The sequence below is a fragment of the Hydrogenophaga sp. UC242_53 genome (genome assembly GCF_042696965.1).
GTDB lineage: Bacteria > Pseudomonadota > Gammaproteobacteria > Burkholderiales > Burkholderiaceae_C > Hydrogenophaga.
On record NZ_CP170552.1, the window covers coordinates 3,248,635 to 3,263,225 of the forward strand.

At 68.7% G+C, this 14,591-nt stretch carries 11 protein-coding genes and 2 pseudogenes; 1 reads left to right on the top strand and 12 read right to left on the bottom strand.

Going from position 1 to position 14,591, the window contains the following annotated elements:
• Positions 1–46: 46 nt before the first annotated feature.
• From pyrC to ACFJI0_RS16410, 12 genes and pseudogenes are all read right to left on the bottom strand, one after another.
• A complete protein-coding gene (pyrC, locus tag ACFJI0_RS16355) occupies positions 47–1,096 on the bottom strand; it encodes a dihydroorotase (RefSeq protein WP_382321168.1) in 1,050 nt (349 codons plus the stop codon).
• Between the two features lie 11 nt (positions 1,097–1,107).
• A complete protein-coding gene (locus tag ACFJI0_RS16360) occupies positions 1,108–2,364 on the bottom strand; it encodes a hydantoinase/carbamoylase family amidase (RefSeq protein WP_382321171.1) in 1,257 nt (418 codons plus the stop codon).
• 21 nt (positions 2,365–2,385) lie between these two features.
• A complete protein-coding gene (locus tag ACFJI0_RS16365) occupies positions 2,386–3,336 on the bottom strand; it encodes a dihydroorotate dehydrogenase (RefSeq protein WP_382321173.1) in 951 nt (316 codons plus the stop codon).
• On the bottom strand, positions 3,329–4,228 hold the full coding sequence (locus tag ACFJI0_RS16370; RefSeq protein ID WP_382321176.1) for a dihydroorotate dehydrogenase electron transfer subunit: 900 nt from the start codon (positions 4,226–4,228) through the stop codon (positions 3,329–3,331). Before ACFJI0_RS16370 ends, ACFJI0_RS16365 begins: the two co-directional genes overlap by 8 nt.
• Positions 4,225–5,436, bottom strand: coding sequence for an MFS transporter (locus ACFJI0_RS16375; protein WP_382321178.1), 1,212 nt, complete (start codon positions 5,434–5,436; stop codon positions 4,225–4,227). Before ACFJI0_RS16375 ends, ACFJI0_RS16370 begins: the two co-directional genes overlap by 4 nt.
• A 348-nt stretch (positions 5,437–5,784) precedes the next feature.
• On the bottom strand, positions 5,785–6,852 hold the full coding sequence (locus ACFJI0_RS16380) for a VWA domain-containing protein (protein WP_382156004.1): 1,068 nt from the start codon (positions 6,850–6,852) through the stop codon (positions 5,785–5,787).
• Positions 6,849–7,919 (bottom strand): DUF58 domain-containing protein, encoded by a 1,071-nt coding sequence (locus tag ACFJI0_RS16385; protein ID WP_382321181.1) that lies wholly within the window; start codon positions 7,917–7,919, stop codon positions 6,849–6,851. The genes ACFJI0_RS16380 and ACFJI0_RS16385 overlap by 4 nt, the downstream gene beginning before the upstream one ends.
• 1 nt (position 7,920) lies before the next feature.
• Positions 7,921–8,924, bottom strand: a pseudogene (locus ACFJI0_RS16390) (AAA family ATPase).
• A 27-nt stretch (positions 8,925–8,951) separates the two neighbouring features.
• Positions 8,952–9,881, bottom strand: a complete 930-nt coding sequence (locus ACFJI0_RS16395) for a S1C family serine protease (protein ID WP_382321184.1) — start codon at positions 9,879–9,881, stop codon at positions 8,952–8,954.
• 55 nt (positions 9,882–9,936) lie between these two features.
• Positions 9,937–12,802, bottom strand: a pseudogene (locus tag ACFJI0_RS16400) (aconitate hydratase).
• Positions 12,803–12,884: 82 nt separating this feature from the next.
• The gene (locus ACFJI0_RS16405; RefSeq protein ID WP_297403479.1) at positions 12,885–13,043 is read right to left on the bottom strand and encodes a DUF3309 family protein; all 159 of its coding nucleotides are present in this window, start codon (positions 13,041–13,043) and stop codon (positions 12,885–12,887) included.
• A gap of 115 nt (positions 13,044–13,158) precedes the next feature.
• Positions 13,159–13,572, bottom strand: a complete 414-nt coding sequence (locus ACFJI0_RS16410) for a hypothetical protein (RefSeq protein ID WP_382321185.1) — start codon at positions 13,570–13,572, stop codon at positions 13,159–13,161.
• Between the two features lie 134 nt (positions 13,573–13,706).
• Here ACFJI0_RS16410 and ACFJI0_RS16415 point away from each other — a divergent pair, with 134 nt between their 5' ends.
• Complete coding sequence (locus ACFJI0_RS16415) at positions 13,707–14,513, top strand: helix-turn-helix domain-containing protein (protein WP_382321187.1); 807 nt, start codon at positions 13,707–13,709, stop codon at positions 14,511–14,513.
• The last annotated feature ends 78 nt before the right edge of the window (positions 14,514–14,591 follow it).

The window sequence follows — 14,591 nt, forward strand, 5'->3', positions numbered from 1 at the left end:
GGCAGGCTCCGGGCCGTGGGTGCTCGATGGGAAAAGGGGGTCGTGCTCATGGCGCCGGGCGCACCTGCCAGGGCACGGTGCTCCCGCCCAGGAAAGGGTGGATCGCCGCGCCGCCGGGCAGCGCCACGTTGTCGGGCACCGCTTGCGGCGCGCGCAGCAGGGTGAGGGTGTCCTCGTTGGGAGAGAGGCCGTAGAACCGGGGCCCGTTGAGGCTTGCAAAGGCCTCCAGGCGATCGAGCGCGCCGGCCTGATCGAAGACCGTGGCGTAGGCCGCCAGGGCGGTGGGCGCATTGAAGATCCCGGCGCAGCCGCAGGCGGATTCCTTGAACGCGCGCGCGTGGGGCGCCGAGTCGGTGCCCAGGAAAAAGCGCGCGTCGCCCGAGGTCGCCACCTGGATCAGGGCCAGCCGGTGGCGCTCCCGCTTCAGGATCGGCAGGCAGTAGAAGTGCGGCCGGATGCCCTGGGTGAAGATGGCATTGCGGTTGAACAGGAGGTGCTGCGGCGTGATGGTCGCGCCCAGGCGCCCGCTGTGATCGGACCGCACCACCTGCGCCGCCTCTTCGGTGGTGATGTGCTCCAGCACCACCTTCAGCGCGGGGAAGTCGCGCAGCAGCGGCTGCAGCGTGCGCTCGAGAAACACCGCCTCGCGATCGAACACGTCCACCGCCGGGTCCGTGCTCTCACCGTGCAGCAGCAGCGGCATGCCGATGGCCTGCATGCACTCCAGCGCCGGCGCCACCTTGGCCATGTCCGTCACGCCAAATTCCGAATGCGTGGTGGCGCCCGACGGGTACAGCTTGACGGCGCTGAACACGCCCTCTTCGTGGCCGCGGCGCAATTCGTCGGGCGGCGTATGGTCGCAGAGGTAGGCGGTCATCAGGGGCATGAAGCGATCGCCCGCGGGCACCGCGGCCAGGATGCGCTCGCGGTAGGCGCGGGCCGCCTCCACCGTGGTCACCGGCGGCTGGAGGTTGGGCATGACCATCGCCCGGCCGAACGACCCTGAGGTGTAGGGCAACACGGTGGCCAGCACGTCGCCATCGCGAAGATGCAGGTGCCAGTCGTCGGGGCGTCGGATCGTGATCAGGTCGGTCATGGTCGGCCTCTTCAGGCGATGCGGCTGGCCGCGACGGAGAGCGCCTGCACGCCCAGCATGAAATCGTCGAGGTCCATGGACTCGTGCGGGTTGTGCGAGCCGTTCTGGTTGCGGATGAACAGCATCGCGCTGGGAATGCCCGCGTTGGCGAACAGCGCGGCGTCGTGCCCGGCGCCGCTGGGCAGGACTTCGTAGGCCGCCCCCTGGTCCGCGCAAGCCTGCGACAACAGGGCGCACAGGCGCTCGTCCATGGTGGCGGGCTCGCTCAACAGGCGGCGGTCGAAGCGGAAGCTCACGCCCCGCTCACGGGCAATCGCGCTCACCTCGGCCTGCACCAGCTGGTAGAAGGCTTCGAGCGTGTCCGTGCTTTTGCTGCGCGCCTCCAGGCTGAAGCCCACCTGGCCGGGAATGCGCGATATGGAGTGTTCCGCCGGGTCCGTCTGCAGGACGCCCACCGTCACCACCAGGTCGGTGCCGCGTTCCAGCAAGGCCCGCCAGTGGGCGTCCAGCCGCATGACGAGATCGGAGACGGCGAAGACGGCGTCATGGCGGAGCCAGCGCGGCACCACGCCGGAATGCTGGGCATCGCCCAGGCACTCGATGCGGTTGTGCCGGACGTTGCCACGGATGCCCGAGACCACGGCCAGTGGCAGCTGGCGCGCCACCATCACCGGCCCCTGCTCGATGTGGAGTTCGATATAGGCCTTGACCGCCGCCTTGTCGATGAGCACGTCCTGCGCGCGGACCGCCTCGATGTCGGCGCCGCTGTGCTTCATGCAATCGGCCAGGCACTCGCCGGTGCTGCGCTGGCGCAGCGCCAGGTCCTCGGCGCCCAGCTTGCCGAACAGGGCGCCGGAGCCCATGTAGGCCTTGCCGAACCAGGCGCTCTCCTCGCCCCGGAAGGCGATGGTCTGGATGGGCACCGCGGGACTGACGCCCTGGCGCCGCAGGGCCACCTGGCACAGCAGGCCCGCCACGACCCCGGCCAGACCGTCGAAGTTGCCGCCTTGCGGCACCGAGTCGATGTGCGAACCGATCCAGACCGAAGGCCGGTCCACCGGCGCGTCCGGCAGCGAGAACACCACGTTGGCGGCCCGGTCCGAGGTGCGCACCAGCCCCTCCGAGCGCGCGAAGTCCCGCAGGTAGTCCGCCGTGGCGGTTTCGCCCGGGCCGTAGCTTTCCCGCGTCACGCCCACCCCGTCGAACGAGAGTTCACGGACGTCGGCAAAGAGTTTTTCGGCCAGGGGCCGAAGTTCAACAAGGTTCATGGCAGTCGCCGGCGGTGGGCATCAACCCGATTGCTGGGCAAAGCGCAACCAGCGGTCGGACAGCTGCCGATCCAGCCGGACCTGGCCGGTCAACTCGCGGACGTGGGTCACGCCGGTCTCGTCGCAGAAGGCGTGAAGCCCATCGATGATCTTCTGCATCGCACCGGGATCGATGAACGACGCGGTGCCGACTTGGACGGCACTGGCACCGGCCAGCATGAACTCGACCGCGTCCTCGGCGTTGGAGATGCCGCCGCAACCGATGACCGGGATGCGCACGCTGCGGTAGCACTGGTGCACCATGCGCAAGGCAATCGGCTTGATGGCGGGCCCGGACAAGCCGCCCATCACATTGCCCAGCTTGGGCTTGCGGGTGCGGACGTCGATGGACATGCCCAGCACCGTGTTGCCCATCACCAGGGCGTCCGCCCCGGCTTCCTCGGCGGCTTTCGCCACGGCGGCAATGTGCGATGCGTTGGGGGTGAGCTTGACCCAGAACGGGTGCTGGGTTCGTCGCCGGATGGCGCTCACCACCTTGTAGGTGGTTTCGGGCGTCATCGCGAAGGCCATGCCATCGGCCTCCAGGTTGGGGCACGAGATGTTCGCCTCGATCACGGCGACCTCCGGCAGCGACATCTCCTCGATGGCCTGCGCGAACTCGTCCACCGTGTCGGCCGAGATGGACACGACGACCGGCGTGTCGAACCGCGTGTAGGGCGGCAGCACCTCGCGCCGGTAGTGTTCCAGGCCTTTGCTCGGGATGCCGATGGAGTTCATCATCCCGCCGTGGGTTTCGGTCACCCGCGGCGTGGGGTTGCCCGCGCGGGGTTTCGGCGAGACGCTCTTGATCACCAGCGCGCCCAAGCGGTTGAAGTCCAGCGCTTCGGCGTATTCGATCGCGAAGCAGCCGGAGGCGGGCATGACGGGGTTGCGCAGCGCGACGTCGCCCACTTTGACATTGAGATCAGCCAAACTCCACCTCCCCCACCACCTGATCGATCGAGAACACCGGGCCTTCGCGGCAGACGCGCAGGAACCGCTTGTCGCCGCCGTGATCGAACAGCCGCACACAGGAGAGGCAGACCCCCATGCCACAGGCCATCCGCTGTTCCATGGCGACTTCACCGCGCGTCTGCGGATAGTCCTTCAGCACCTGCTGCAGCAACATGAGCAGGCGGTGCGATCCACAGGTGTAGACCACGTCGTGGTGCTGCGCGTCCATCAGCCGGCGCACCAGGGCCTCGACCGCCTCGACCGACGAGCTGCCATCGCTGTCATGGACCACGTGCACATCGGCCTGCGCACCGCGCAGGAATTCGTCGCGCATCAGGTCCTGGGGTGCGCGTGCCGACATCACCGCCGTGATGGCGATGCCCGAGCGCGCCGCCAGTTGCAGCAAGGGCGCCATGGTGGCCAGGCCGACGCCCCGCGCCACCACCAGGATGCGCCGGACACTGGCGTCCAGCACGAAGGTGTTGCCCAGCGGGCCGACGATGTCCATCTGCCCCCCCACGGCCAGCGTCGCCAGGGCCTTCGTGCCCAGGCCGGTCACGTTGTAGAGGAATTCGATCGTGCCGGGTGCGGGGCCGACGCCATAGACGCTCATCGGCCGCAGCAGGAAGGGCTTCATGTCGTCGGTCGACGGGCACTTGAGCTGGTAGAACTGCCCGGGCCGGGTGATGGCCGCGAGATCCACCTCGGCGGTGAGCCGGAGGTACTTGTAGCGGTCGTTGACCCAGCGGTGCTCCACCACCTCGCAGCGGTGCGAGGCCACCGCCTCGGCATTGCGCTGGAAGCAGGCGCGCTCGGTCAAGGTGGCGCAGGCTCGCGGTGCGGCCGGGAGACGCTGGAGCGCTTCGGTCATTCCAGCTCCTTGCCCTTGAGTTCGGGAATGAGGAACACCGTGCGCACCATGTCCAGCAGGTAGATGGCGGCCAGCAAGGCGATGGCGATCTGGAACGAATAGGCACTGACCAGCGCCCCCACGACCACGGGCCCGAACCCACCCACGCCGCGGCCGATGTTGAACAGCACGTTCTGCGCCGTGGCACGGGCCTCCGTCGGGTAGGCCTCCGACATCAGCGCACCGTAACCACCCAGCATGCCGTTGACGAACATGCCCAGCACGGCACCCGCCCACAACATCTGGATGGGGTCGGTCAGTTGAGAATAGAACAGCACCATGGCCACGGCGCCCGCCTGGAACAACAGGAAGCTGGGCTTGCGGCCGATGCGATCGGCCAGCTGGCCGAAGATGAAGATGCCGGCCATCATCCCGAGGATGGTCACCGAGGTCCACAGGGCCGATTTGGTGAGGTTGAATCCGAGCTGCTTGGCCAGAAAGCTGGGCATCCAGATCATGATTCCGTAGTAGCCGAAGTTCTGCACCGAGCACAGCACCACGATGCCCGCGCTGATCTTCGTGGTCGCCTTGTCCTTCACCAGCAGCCTGAAGGCCTGCCCCTTCGACGCCGGCCTGGCGGCCTGGCGCACGAACACCTCGGGTTCATGCAGCTTGTTGCGGATCACCCAGGCCACCAGGGCGGGCAGCACCCCCACCAGGAACATGCCACGCCAGCCGATGACGGGCAGGAGCAAGGGCGTCAGCAAGGCGGCGCCGAGCACGCCACATTGCCAGCCCAGCGCCACGTACGAGGACACCCGCGCGCGGTGTTTGGCGGGCCAGGCCTCGGCCGCCAGCGCCATGCCGATGCCGAACTCCCCGCCCAGGCCGATGCCCGCGATCGTGCGGTAGATCAGCAAGTCCCAGTAGCCCTGCGCGAACGCGCACAGGCCGGTGAAGACGGCGAACAGCACGATGGTCCAGGTGAGCACCCGGATGCGCCCGTACCGATCGCTCAGTGCCCCGAAGACGATGCCGCCGAAGACCGCGCCCACCAGGGTCCAGGTCACCAGGGACCCGGCCTGGCTGGGCGTCAGTTGCAGCTCGGCCGAGATCGCGCTGAGCATGAAGCCCAGGATCAGCAGGTCGAATCCATCCATCGCATAGCCCACCGCCGAGCCCGCCAGGGCTTTCCAGCTGTAGCCATCCACCGCATCTTTCTTGCTCATTTGAGTCTCCACCCCACAGGGCTTTCGTTGCACGGGACATCGCCGCAAGGCTTCGGCGAGGTTCGACATCTCTTCTATGTTTTGATACTAGTATCTTTTTTGATACTTGTCTCGTTCATGAGATAAGTGTTTTCCCGGATGCGACGGCCGGTGATGCGGCGTCAAGGCGCGCGCAGAGGCCCGCGCCTCATGGCCGAGGGCGCGGTGCGATGGTGGTGAAATGGGAGGCGCTCAGCACCGGTTCTGCAGGCGCAGCCGGTGGGCCGGAACGGTTCGCCGTTCAGGCCTTTTTCGTGGCGCGCCGACGCACGGGCCGCTGCACGACGTGCCGGCGCGTGCCCTCGGCGTTCAGAGGATGCGGTTGAACCAGAGCACCGACAGGCCTGCCGACAGCAGCGCGAGCAGCGAGGCGGCCAGGGCCAGCAGACCGGAGATTTCGGTTTCCTTCTTCTCCACCGTCAGCCGCGAGCTCAGGGTCTCGTAGACCTTCTTGAGGTTCTCGGCGGTGCCGGCGTAGTAGTACTCGGCCTGCGTGGCGCGCGCCACTTCCTTGAGGCTTTCCTCGTCGAGCCGCACGCGCATGGACCAGCCTTCGAAGCCGATGATCTCGCCGTCCACCGTGCCCACGCCCACGGTGTAGACGCGCACCCCGCGCTCGGCCGCCATCTTCGCGGCCTCGGCGGTGTCCACGCCGGTGGTGCGCTGGCCGTCGGTGAGCAGGATGATCGCGGCCGAGGTGTAGGAGCCCGGCGCCACAGGCGTGAAGGTCTTCTCGTCGGGCTTGGGCTGGTCGAGCGAGCGGCCCTTGGGCGCGAACGGATCGGTGTTGCGGCTGTAGGTCATGTCGCCGAGGTTGATGCGCTGCTCGGGGAACAGCTCGGAGAGCGAGACCACGATGGCGCTGCCGATGGCGGTGGCGCGCTGCAGCTGGAACTTGTCGATCGCGGTGACCAGGTCTTCGCGGCTGAGCGTGACGGGCTGCACCACCTGCGCCGAGCCCGCGAAAGCGACGATGCCGACCTTCACATGGCGCGGCAGTTCGGCCAGGAAGGCCTTGGCCGCGTTCTGCGAGGCCACCAGGCGGTTGGGCTTGACGTCTTCGGCGCGCATGCTGCCCGAGACGTCCATCGCCAGGATGATGGTCTGCTGGGTCGAGGGCAGCACGATGGTGGCCATGGGCCGCGCCGAGGCCAGCAGCATGATGCCGATGGCCAGCAGCAGCAGCACCGGGGGCACGTGGCGGCGCCAGCCCGGGCCTTTGCCCATGGCCTCGCGCACGATGGACAGGCTGGCATAACGCAGCGCGGTCTGCTTGCGCCTTCGCAGCAGCCACACGTAGAGCAGCACCAGCAGCGGCAGCGCGAGCAGCAACCACAGCAACTGCGGCCAGAGAAAGGTGACGGGCCAGTTGTTCATGATGGACGGGCTCCTTCGCGTGGGACGCCGCTGAAGCTGCGGCGGTCCCGGGTAGGCAACTGGGTGGGCACAGGGCGTGCGCCGGTGCCGTTGCGCGTCTCGCGCAGGCGGCGCTTGCGCAGGTCGATGAAACGCAGCACGGCCTCGGCCAGGTCGTCGTCGGTGGACAGCTCCAGGGTGTCGACGCCGGCGCGGCCCAGGCTTTCACGCAGCTGCGCCTCGCGCTGCGCGGCGATGCGCGCGAAGCGCTGGCGAAAGCCCGAGTCGTGCGTGTCGACCAGGAGCTGTTCGCCGGTCTCGGCGTCCCGGATCGGGATCAGGCCGAGGTCGGGCAAGTCGAGTTCGAGCGGGTCGAGCAGGCGCACGGCGACCACGTCGTGGCGGCGCGCGAGTTCGCCCAGGGGTTTCTCCCAGCCGGGCTCGCTGATGAAGTCGGACACCACGAACACGGTGCCGCGCTGGCGCACGGTGTGCACAGCGGCCTTGAGGAGGTCGGCGAGCTGGGTCACGCCGTTCTTCGCGTTGGCGTGCACCGGCGGCTGCAGCACCATCTGCATGAGCCGCAGCACCTGGGTGCGGCCGCCGCGCGCGGGCAGCACCGCGTCCACCACGGGCTGGCCGCGCGAGCCGTAGAGCACGGCGCCCACGCGGTTGCCGTGGCGCCCGATCAGGCGCGCGAGCACGGCGGTGAAGTCCAGCAGCACCTGGCTCTTGCGCTGCTCGCCCGAGCCGAAGTCCACCGAGGGGCTGAGGTCGAGCAGAAACCAGGCGGCCATCTCGCGGTCTTCGGTGAACACGCGCACGTGCGGCGTCTGCAGGCGCGCGGTCACGTTCCAGTCGATGTGGCGCACGTCGTCGTGGTGCTGGTACTCGCGCAGGTCGGCGAGGTCGAGGCCGGAGCCGCGCATGAGGGTGCGGTAGTCGCCCTGCAGCAGGCCGTCGAGCCGGCGCAGCACGGTCCATTCGAGCCGGCGCAGCAGCGCCTCGGCCCGGCGCGCGACCGGCGTGGCGGCGGCCGCGGCGTTCGCCGGCGCTCCGCCTTTCCTGCCGAACAGCCGCCCAAGCATGTCAAGCCACCTTTTTCTCGTGTTCCAACGGCCGGGCCGGCGCGGGAATGTGTTTCATGATGCGGCCGATCAGGGTTTCGCTGGTCAGGCCTTCGGACAGGCCCTCGTAGGACAGCACCACGCGGTGGCGCAGCACGTCGGGCACGAGATCGGTCATGTCTTCGGGCAGGGCGTAGTTGCGCCCGCGCAGCATTGCCAGGGCGCGCGCGCCTTCCACCAGGCCGATGGTGGCGCGCGGGCTGGCGCCGAAGGTGATGAGGTGCGCCATGTCCTTGATGCCGTGTTTCTCGGGCGTGCGCGTGGCCGAGACCAGCTTGACCGCGTACTGCACGAGCGAAGGATCCACGTACACCTGCCGGCATTGCGCCTGCAGCGCGGCGAGCTGGTCGGTGGTGCGCAACCGCGTTGACGTTGACGGCCGGGCCGGTGACGCGCTCGACGATGACGAACTCCTCTTCGTCGCTCGGGTAGTCCACCATCACCTTCATCATGAAGCGGTCGACCTGCGCCTCGGGCAGCGGGTAGGTGCCTTCGGTCTCGATCGGGTTCTGCGCTGGCGATCACCAGGAAGGGGTTGGGCACCTTGTGCGTTTCGCCGGCGATGGTCACCTGGCGTTCCTGCATCACCTCCAGCAGCGCGCTCTGCACCTTGGCCGGCGCGCGGTTGATCTCGTCGGCCAGCAGCAGGTTGGCGAACACGGGGCCCAGCGAGGTGCTGAAGTCGCCGGTCTTCTGGTTGTAGATGCGCGTGCCCACGAGGTCGGCGGGCACCAGGTCGGGTGTGAACTGGATGCGCTTGAAGCGGCCCTGCACGACGCTGGCCAGCGTCTTCACGGTAAGGGTCTTGGCCAGGCCGGGCACGCCCTCGACCAGCAGGTGGCCCTGGGCCAGCATGGCGACCATGACACGTTCGAGGAACCGGTCCTGCCCGACCACCACGCGCTTGACCTCGTACAGGATCTGCTCCATGAGCTGGGCGGTGTCGGGGGCGGTGCTTTGGTCCATGGAACGCTCCTGTGAAGAAAGGAAGAACTAGAACGGGGGCAGACCGGCGGCGCTGGCGGCGCTCTCGATCGGCACAGCAAAACCGATGCCAAGGAAGGTGCGGTGGCTGGTCGGGTTGAGGATGCCGGTGACGATGCCGACGACCTCGCCGTCCATGGTGACCAGCGGGCCGCCCGAGTTGCCGGGGTTGGCCGCGGCATCGAACTGGATCAGGTTGCCGATCTCCTGCTCGCCCTCGGGCGACTTGAAGGCGCGGTCGAAACCGGAGATGACGCCCGACGAGGTGGAGGGGCCGATGCCGAAGGGAAAGCCCACCGCGACCACCTCGTCGCCGGGCACGAGGTCGCCGGTGGATCGCATGGTGGCGGCGATCAGGTCGTCCGGGATGGTGTGGGCCTGCAGCACGGCCAGGTCGTTCTGGGCCTGCACGCCGGTGATGCTGGCGCCGGATTCGGTGCCGTCGGCGAACATCAGCTTGATGGTCTGCGCGTGCTGCACCACGTGCAGGTTGGTCAGAATGATGCCCTTGTCCACGATCACCACGCCCGTGCCCACCCCCATTTCCTGCTCCTCGCCCTTCTTGTCCTTGCCGTAGGACATGACGCGCACCACGGCGGGGCGGATCTTCTCCGCCGCGCGCGCGGCCTTGGACGGGATGTTCTGGGTGGTGAGGGTGCGCAGCACGGCCGCGTCGATGTCCTTCTGCGTCAGCGCCTTGGGCCCGTTCGCGCTGCCCTGCCAGGCGCTGGCCGCCAGCAGGGCCGCGAGCAGGGCCAGGGCCGACCACATGACGCGCGGGCTGGCCGCCCAGCGGGCGACGGCGGCCCGCCAGCGGCGCCGGCGCGGGATGGGTGCCACCGGGGCGTCGGCCTGTGCAGCGGCCGGCCCGGCGCCTTGCGCGCCCGCCTTCGGCACCCCGGGGCGGGTGGACGGGCTGTACAAGGCAGGCTTTCGCATGGCGACTCCCGAAGGGCAGAACGAAAACACATCATGCCGCGTTGCGGCATCGGGCTCAAGCGCTCAACAATTGCCTGAGGACGTAGGGGAGGATTCCGCCGTCGCGGTAATAGTTCACCTCCACCGGCGTGTCGATGCGCAGAATGACGTTCACCTCGCGGCGCTCGCCGTTGGCGCGGGTGATGACCAGCCGGGCCTCGCTCTGCGGCAGCAGGTCGGGGTGCGGGACCACGTCGATGGTTTCGTCACCGGCCAGGCCCAGGCTTTCCCAGGAGTCACCGGCCTTGAATTGCAATGGCAACACACCCATGCCGACCAGGTTGGAGCGGTGGATGCGCTCGAAGCTGCGCGCCACCACGGCCTTGATGCCCAGCAGCTGGGTGCCCTTGGCGGCCCAGTCGCGGCTGGAGCCGGTGCCGTACTCCTCGCCCGCGAACACCACGGTGGGCACGCCGGCGGCCTGGTAGCGCATGGCGGCGTCGAAGATGCTCATCTTCTGGCCCTGGCCCACGCCGTCGAGCTGGTAGATCGTCCAGCCGCCCTCCTCGCGCGATCCGCCGGGCAAGGGGGCCAGCATCAGGTTCTTGATGCGCACGTTGGCGAAGGTGCCGCGCATCATCACCTCGTGGTGGCCCCGGCGCGCGCCATAGCTGTTGAAATCGGCCTTGAGCACGCCATGCGCCAGCAGCCACTGGCCAGCCGGCGAGTTCTCGGCGATGTTGCCGGCCGGCGAGATGTGGTCGGTGGTGATGGAATCGCCGAACAGCGCCATGACGCGCGCGCCACGCACCGCCGGCGGCTCGGCGGACGCCGTGGCCGCGAGCTGGAAGGTTTCGAAGAACGGCGGCTCGGCGATGTAGGTGCTCTTGGGCCAGGTGTAGGCGTTGCCCGAGACGCCCTTGATGTGCTCCCACAGCTTGCCGGGCTCGCTGCGCCACGCGCGCGTAGTTCTCGCGGTAGGCCTTGCCGTTCATGGCGAACTTCATGAGCTGGTAGATCTCGTCGCTGCTGGGCCAGATGTCGCCCAGGAACACCGGCTTGCCGCCCTTGCCCTTGCCCACCGGCTCGGTCATGAGGTCTTTCATGACGTTGCCGGCGATGGCGTAGGCCACCACCAGCGGCGGGCTGGCGAGGAAGTTGGCCTTGAGGTTGGGGTGGATGCGGGCCTCGAAGTTGCGGTTGCCCGAGAGCACCGCGGCGCAGATGAGGTCGTTCTGCGTGATGACGGCGTTGAGCTCGGGCGCGAGGTCGCCCGCGTTGCCGATGCAGGTGGTGCAGCCATAGCCGGCGAGCGCGAAGCCGAGCTTTTCCAGGTAGGGCAGCAGGCCGGTCTGGGTGAGGTATTCGGTGACGATGCGCGAGCCGGGGGCCAGCGAGGTCTTGATGTGCGGCTGCACCTTGAGGCCGGCTTCCACCGCCTTCTTGGCCAGCAGGCCGGCGGCCAGCAGCACGCCGGGGTTGCTGGTGTTGGTGCAGCTGGTGATGGCGGCGATCAGCACGTCGCCGTTGCCGATGGTGAGGTCGCCACGCGGTTCCTTGACCGGCGCGCTGGCACGCACCGGCCGGTTCGCCACCATCTCCACCTCGAAGCGCGGCGCGCCTTCGGGCGTGGGCTTGGCCGAGGGCACGGCCACGGGCGCCATCTCGTTGTCGATCGCGTGGTAGCGCGTGTGCAGCAGCTCGGCCGGGCGGTTGAAGCCGTTCTGGTCGTTGGGCTTGCTGAACAGGTCGCAGAACTGGCGCGCCACCTGGCCGAGTTCGATGCGGTCCTGCGGGCGCTTGGGGCCGGCCAGGCTCGGCGTGACCAGGCCGAGGTCCAGTTTGACGACCTTGGAGTAGTCGATCTCGCCGCTGGCCGGCACGCCGAACAGGCCCTGGGCCCGGAAGTAGGCCTCGAAGGCCTCGATCTCGGCCGCGCTGCGGCCGGTGCCGCGGAAGTAGGCCAGCGTCTTCTCGTCCACCGGGAAGAAGCCCATGGTGGCGCCGTACTCGGGCGCCATGTTGGCGATGGTGGCGCGGTCGGGCAGCGCGAGCGAAGCCGTGCCTTCGCCGAAGAACTCGACGAACTTGCCCACCACCTTGTGCTGGCGCAGGATCTCGGTGACGGTGAGCACCAGGTCGGTGGCGGTCACGCCTTCGCGCAGGCGGCCGGTGAGCTCGAAGCCCACCACGTCGGGCGTGAGGAAGTACACCGGCTGGCCCAGCATGGCGGCCTCGGCCTCGATGCCGCCCACGCCCCAGGCCACCACGCCGATGCCGTTGATCATGGTGGTGTGGCTGTCGGTGCCCACCAGGGTGTCGGGGTAGTACATGCCGCCCTTCATGTGCACGCCGCGCGCCAGGTACTCCAGGTTCACCTGGTGCACGATGCCGAAGCCCGGAGGCACCACGCCGAAGGTGTCGAAGGCCTGCATGCCCCATTTCATGAACTGGTAGCGCTCGTTGTTGCGCTGGAATTCCAGCTTCATGTTGAGGTCGAGCGCCTGCTTGGTGCCGTAGTGGTCGACCATCACCGAGTGGTCCACCACCAGGTCCACCGGCACCAGCGGCTCGATCTTCTTCGGGTCCTGGCCCAGGCGCTGGGCCACGCTGCGCATGGCGGCCAGGTCGGCCAGCAGGGGCACGCCGGTGAAGTCCTGCAGCACCACGCGCGCCACGGTGAAGGGGATTTCGTCGGTGCGCGCGGTGTTGGGCTGCCATTGCGCGAGCTGCGCCACGTGGTCGGGCGTCACGCGCTCGCCATCGCAATGGCGCAGCACGCTCTCCAGCACGATGCGCAGCGACACCGGCAGGCGCTTCACAGAGGGGTACTGTCTGGCCAGCGCCGGCAGGGAATAGAAGCGGCCGCTCTTGCCCGAGGCGGTCTTGAAGGTCTTGACGGTGGAGGCGAAGGGATGGGCGAAATGGCTGGTCGTGGGCATGTGGGGCTCCTGACGGAATCGGTGAAACACCGGTCCATTCTGTCAGGAGCCCGCTAATCCGTGCTGACGGCCATGAATTGCGTCACAAACGGCCGGTGAGCAGCAGCACGATCACGATGATGAGCACCACCCCGAGCACCCCGCTGGGCCCATACCCCCAGCCGCGGCTGTGAGGCCAGGTGGGAAAGACGCCGAGCAGGATCAGGATGAGGATGATCAGGAGGATGGTTCCAAGCGTCATGGTTGTTTTCCTTGTTCAAAAAGACCGATGGGCGCCCGCGACGGCCGGTCCGTCGCGGGCGCCCATCCAGCGTAGGCGCTCGGTGCGCGCACATCTGTGCGCTGGCGCACACGCCTCAGGCCAGGGCGGCCGGCCGCTGGCGACGCAGCGCCATCCATTGCAGCTCGGCCAGCACCAGCACCGCCACCGCCTGCACCACCAGGTAGGCCTGGCCCAGCGGCGTGGGCGAGACCAGGCCGCCGAACAGCAGCGCGAGGCAGGCAGCCATCCAGGCGAAGTTGCCGAGCACCAGCACGCCCAGCAGCGCGCGCGACGGCGTGGCCTGCAGGGCCAGCGTGCCGGCCAGGGCGACGTAGAGCAGCAGCAGGATGCCCGAGGCGCTGAGCAGCGCGCCGGGCAGGCCCAGCAAGGTGGACAGCGAGCCGGTCAGGGCCAGGTGCAGCACGGCGGTGCCGGAGCCGGACAGGGCATCGGCCCAGAGCACGCGGCGCAGGCCGACCGGGGAGGTGAGGGAAGCGATGAGGGACATGGTGCACTCCTTGATGAGGTGAGGACGGATGGAATTCAGGGCATCCGAGGTGCATGGTCGGCCGGCGGGTGCTCGGCGTCCATGACGTGGCAGGTCATGGCCGGGCGGCGCCCGGGTGCCCTACCATGCCGCCCATGAACGCCCTGACCACCCCCTCCCCGTTCGGCGAACGCCTGCGCCACTGGCGCCAGCGGCGCCGCCTGAGCCAGCTCGACCTGGCGCACGTGGCCGATGTGTCCACCCGGCACCTGAGCTACGTGGAGACCGGCCGCGCCAGCCCCAGCCGCGACATGGTGCTGCGCCTGGTCGACCGCCTCGAGGTGCCGCTGCGCGAACGCAACGCGCTGCTGGAAGCCGCCGGGTACGCGCCGATGTACCGCGAGCGCCCGCTGGACGCGCCCGACATGGCCTCGGCGCGCGCGGCGGTCAAGCGCATCCTGGACTGCCACGAACCCTGGCCCGCGCTGGCGATGGACCGGCACTGGAACCTGGTGATGGCCAACCGCCTGGTGCCGCTGCTGATGGTGGGGGCCTCGCCCCGGCTGCTGGAGGGCCCCGTCAACGTGCTGCGCCTGAGCCTGCACCCCGAGGGGCTGGCGCCGCGCATCGCCAACCTGCGGCAATGGCGCGAGCACCTGTTCGAGCGCCTGCGCCAGCAGATCCACGCCACCGGCGATGAGGCGCTGGCCGCGCTGCTGGCCGAACTCAAGGGCTACCCGGCATCGTTCGGCAACGACGCCGGCACGCTGCCGGGCGAACACCATGGCGTGCTGATGCCTTTCCAGTTCAACACCGGCCATGGCGCGCTGAACCTCGTGAGCACGACCACGGTGTTCGGCTCGCCGGTGGACATCACCCTGCAGGAGCTGGCGCTGGAGACCTTCTTTCCAGGCGATGAAGCGTCTGCAGAGTTGCTCAGGCAACTCGCCGCGCAGGCGTAAAAAAGCCGCTGCAACCGCAGCGGCTTTTTTGATCCAGGGCGCCGAGGGTCCGGCTCCACCGGCCCTCCAGCGCCGCCC

What these genes read in the sequence shown, in the direction of transcription:
- ACFJI0_RS16380 (WP_382156004.1), bottom strand. Translation starts at nt 6,852, where the DNA reads ATGAACAACTGGCCCGTCACCTTTCTCTGGCCGCAGTTGCTGTGGTTG.
- ACFJI0_RS16395 (WP_382321184.1), bottom strand. Translation starts at nt 9,881, where the DNA reads ATGCGAAAGCCTGCCTTGTACAGCCCGTCCACCCGCCCCGGGGTGCCG.
- ACFJI0_RS16385 (WP_382321181.1), bottom strand. Translation starts at nt 7,919, where the DNA reads ATGCTTGGGCGGCTGTTCGGCAGGAAAGGCGGAGCGCCGGCGAACGCC.
- ACFJI0_RS16370 (WP_382321176.1), bottom strand. Translation starts at nt 4,228, where the DNA reads ATGACCGAAGCGCTCCAGCGTCTCCCGGCCGCACCGCGAGCCTGCGCC.
- ACFJI0_RS16375 (WP_382321178.1), bottom strand. Translation starts at nt 5,436, where the DNA reads ATGAGCAAGAAAGATGCGGTGGATGGCTACAGCTGGAAAGCCCTGGCG.
- ACFJI0_RS16360 (WP_382321171.1), bottom strand. Translation starts at nt 2,364, where the DNA reads ATGAACCTTGTTGAACTTCGGCCCCTGGCCGAAAAACTCTTTGCCGAC.
- ACFJI0_RS16405 (WP_297403479.1), bottom strand. Translation starts at nt 13,043, where the DNA reads ATGACGCTTGGAACCATCCTCCTGATCATCCTCATCCTGATCCTGCTC.
- pyrC (WP_382321168.1), bottom strand. Translation starts at nt 1,096, where the DNA reads ATGACCGACCTGATCACGATCCGACGCCCCGACGACTGGCACCTGCAT.
- ACFJI0_RS16415 (WP_382321187.1), top strand. Translation starts at nt 13,707, where the DNA reads ATGAACGCCCTGACCACCCCCTCCCCGTTCGGCGAACGCCTGCGCCAC.
- ACFJI0_RS16410 (WP_382321185.1), bottom strand. Translation starts at nt 13,572, where the DNA reads ATGTCCCTCATCGCTTCCCTCACCTCCCCGGTCGGCCTGCGCCGCGTG.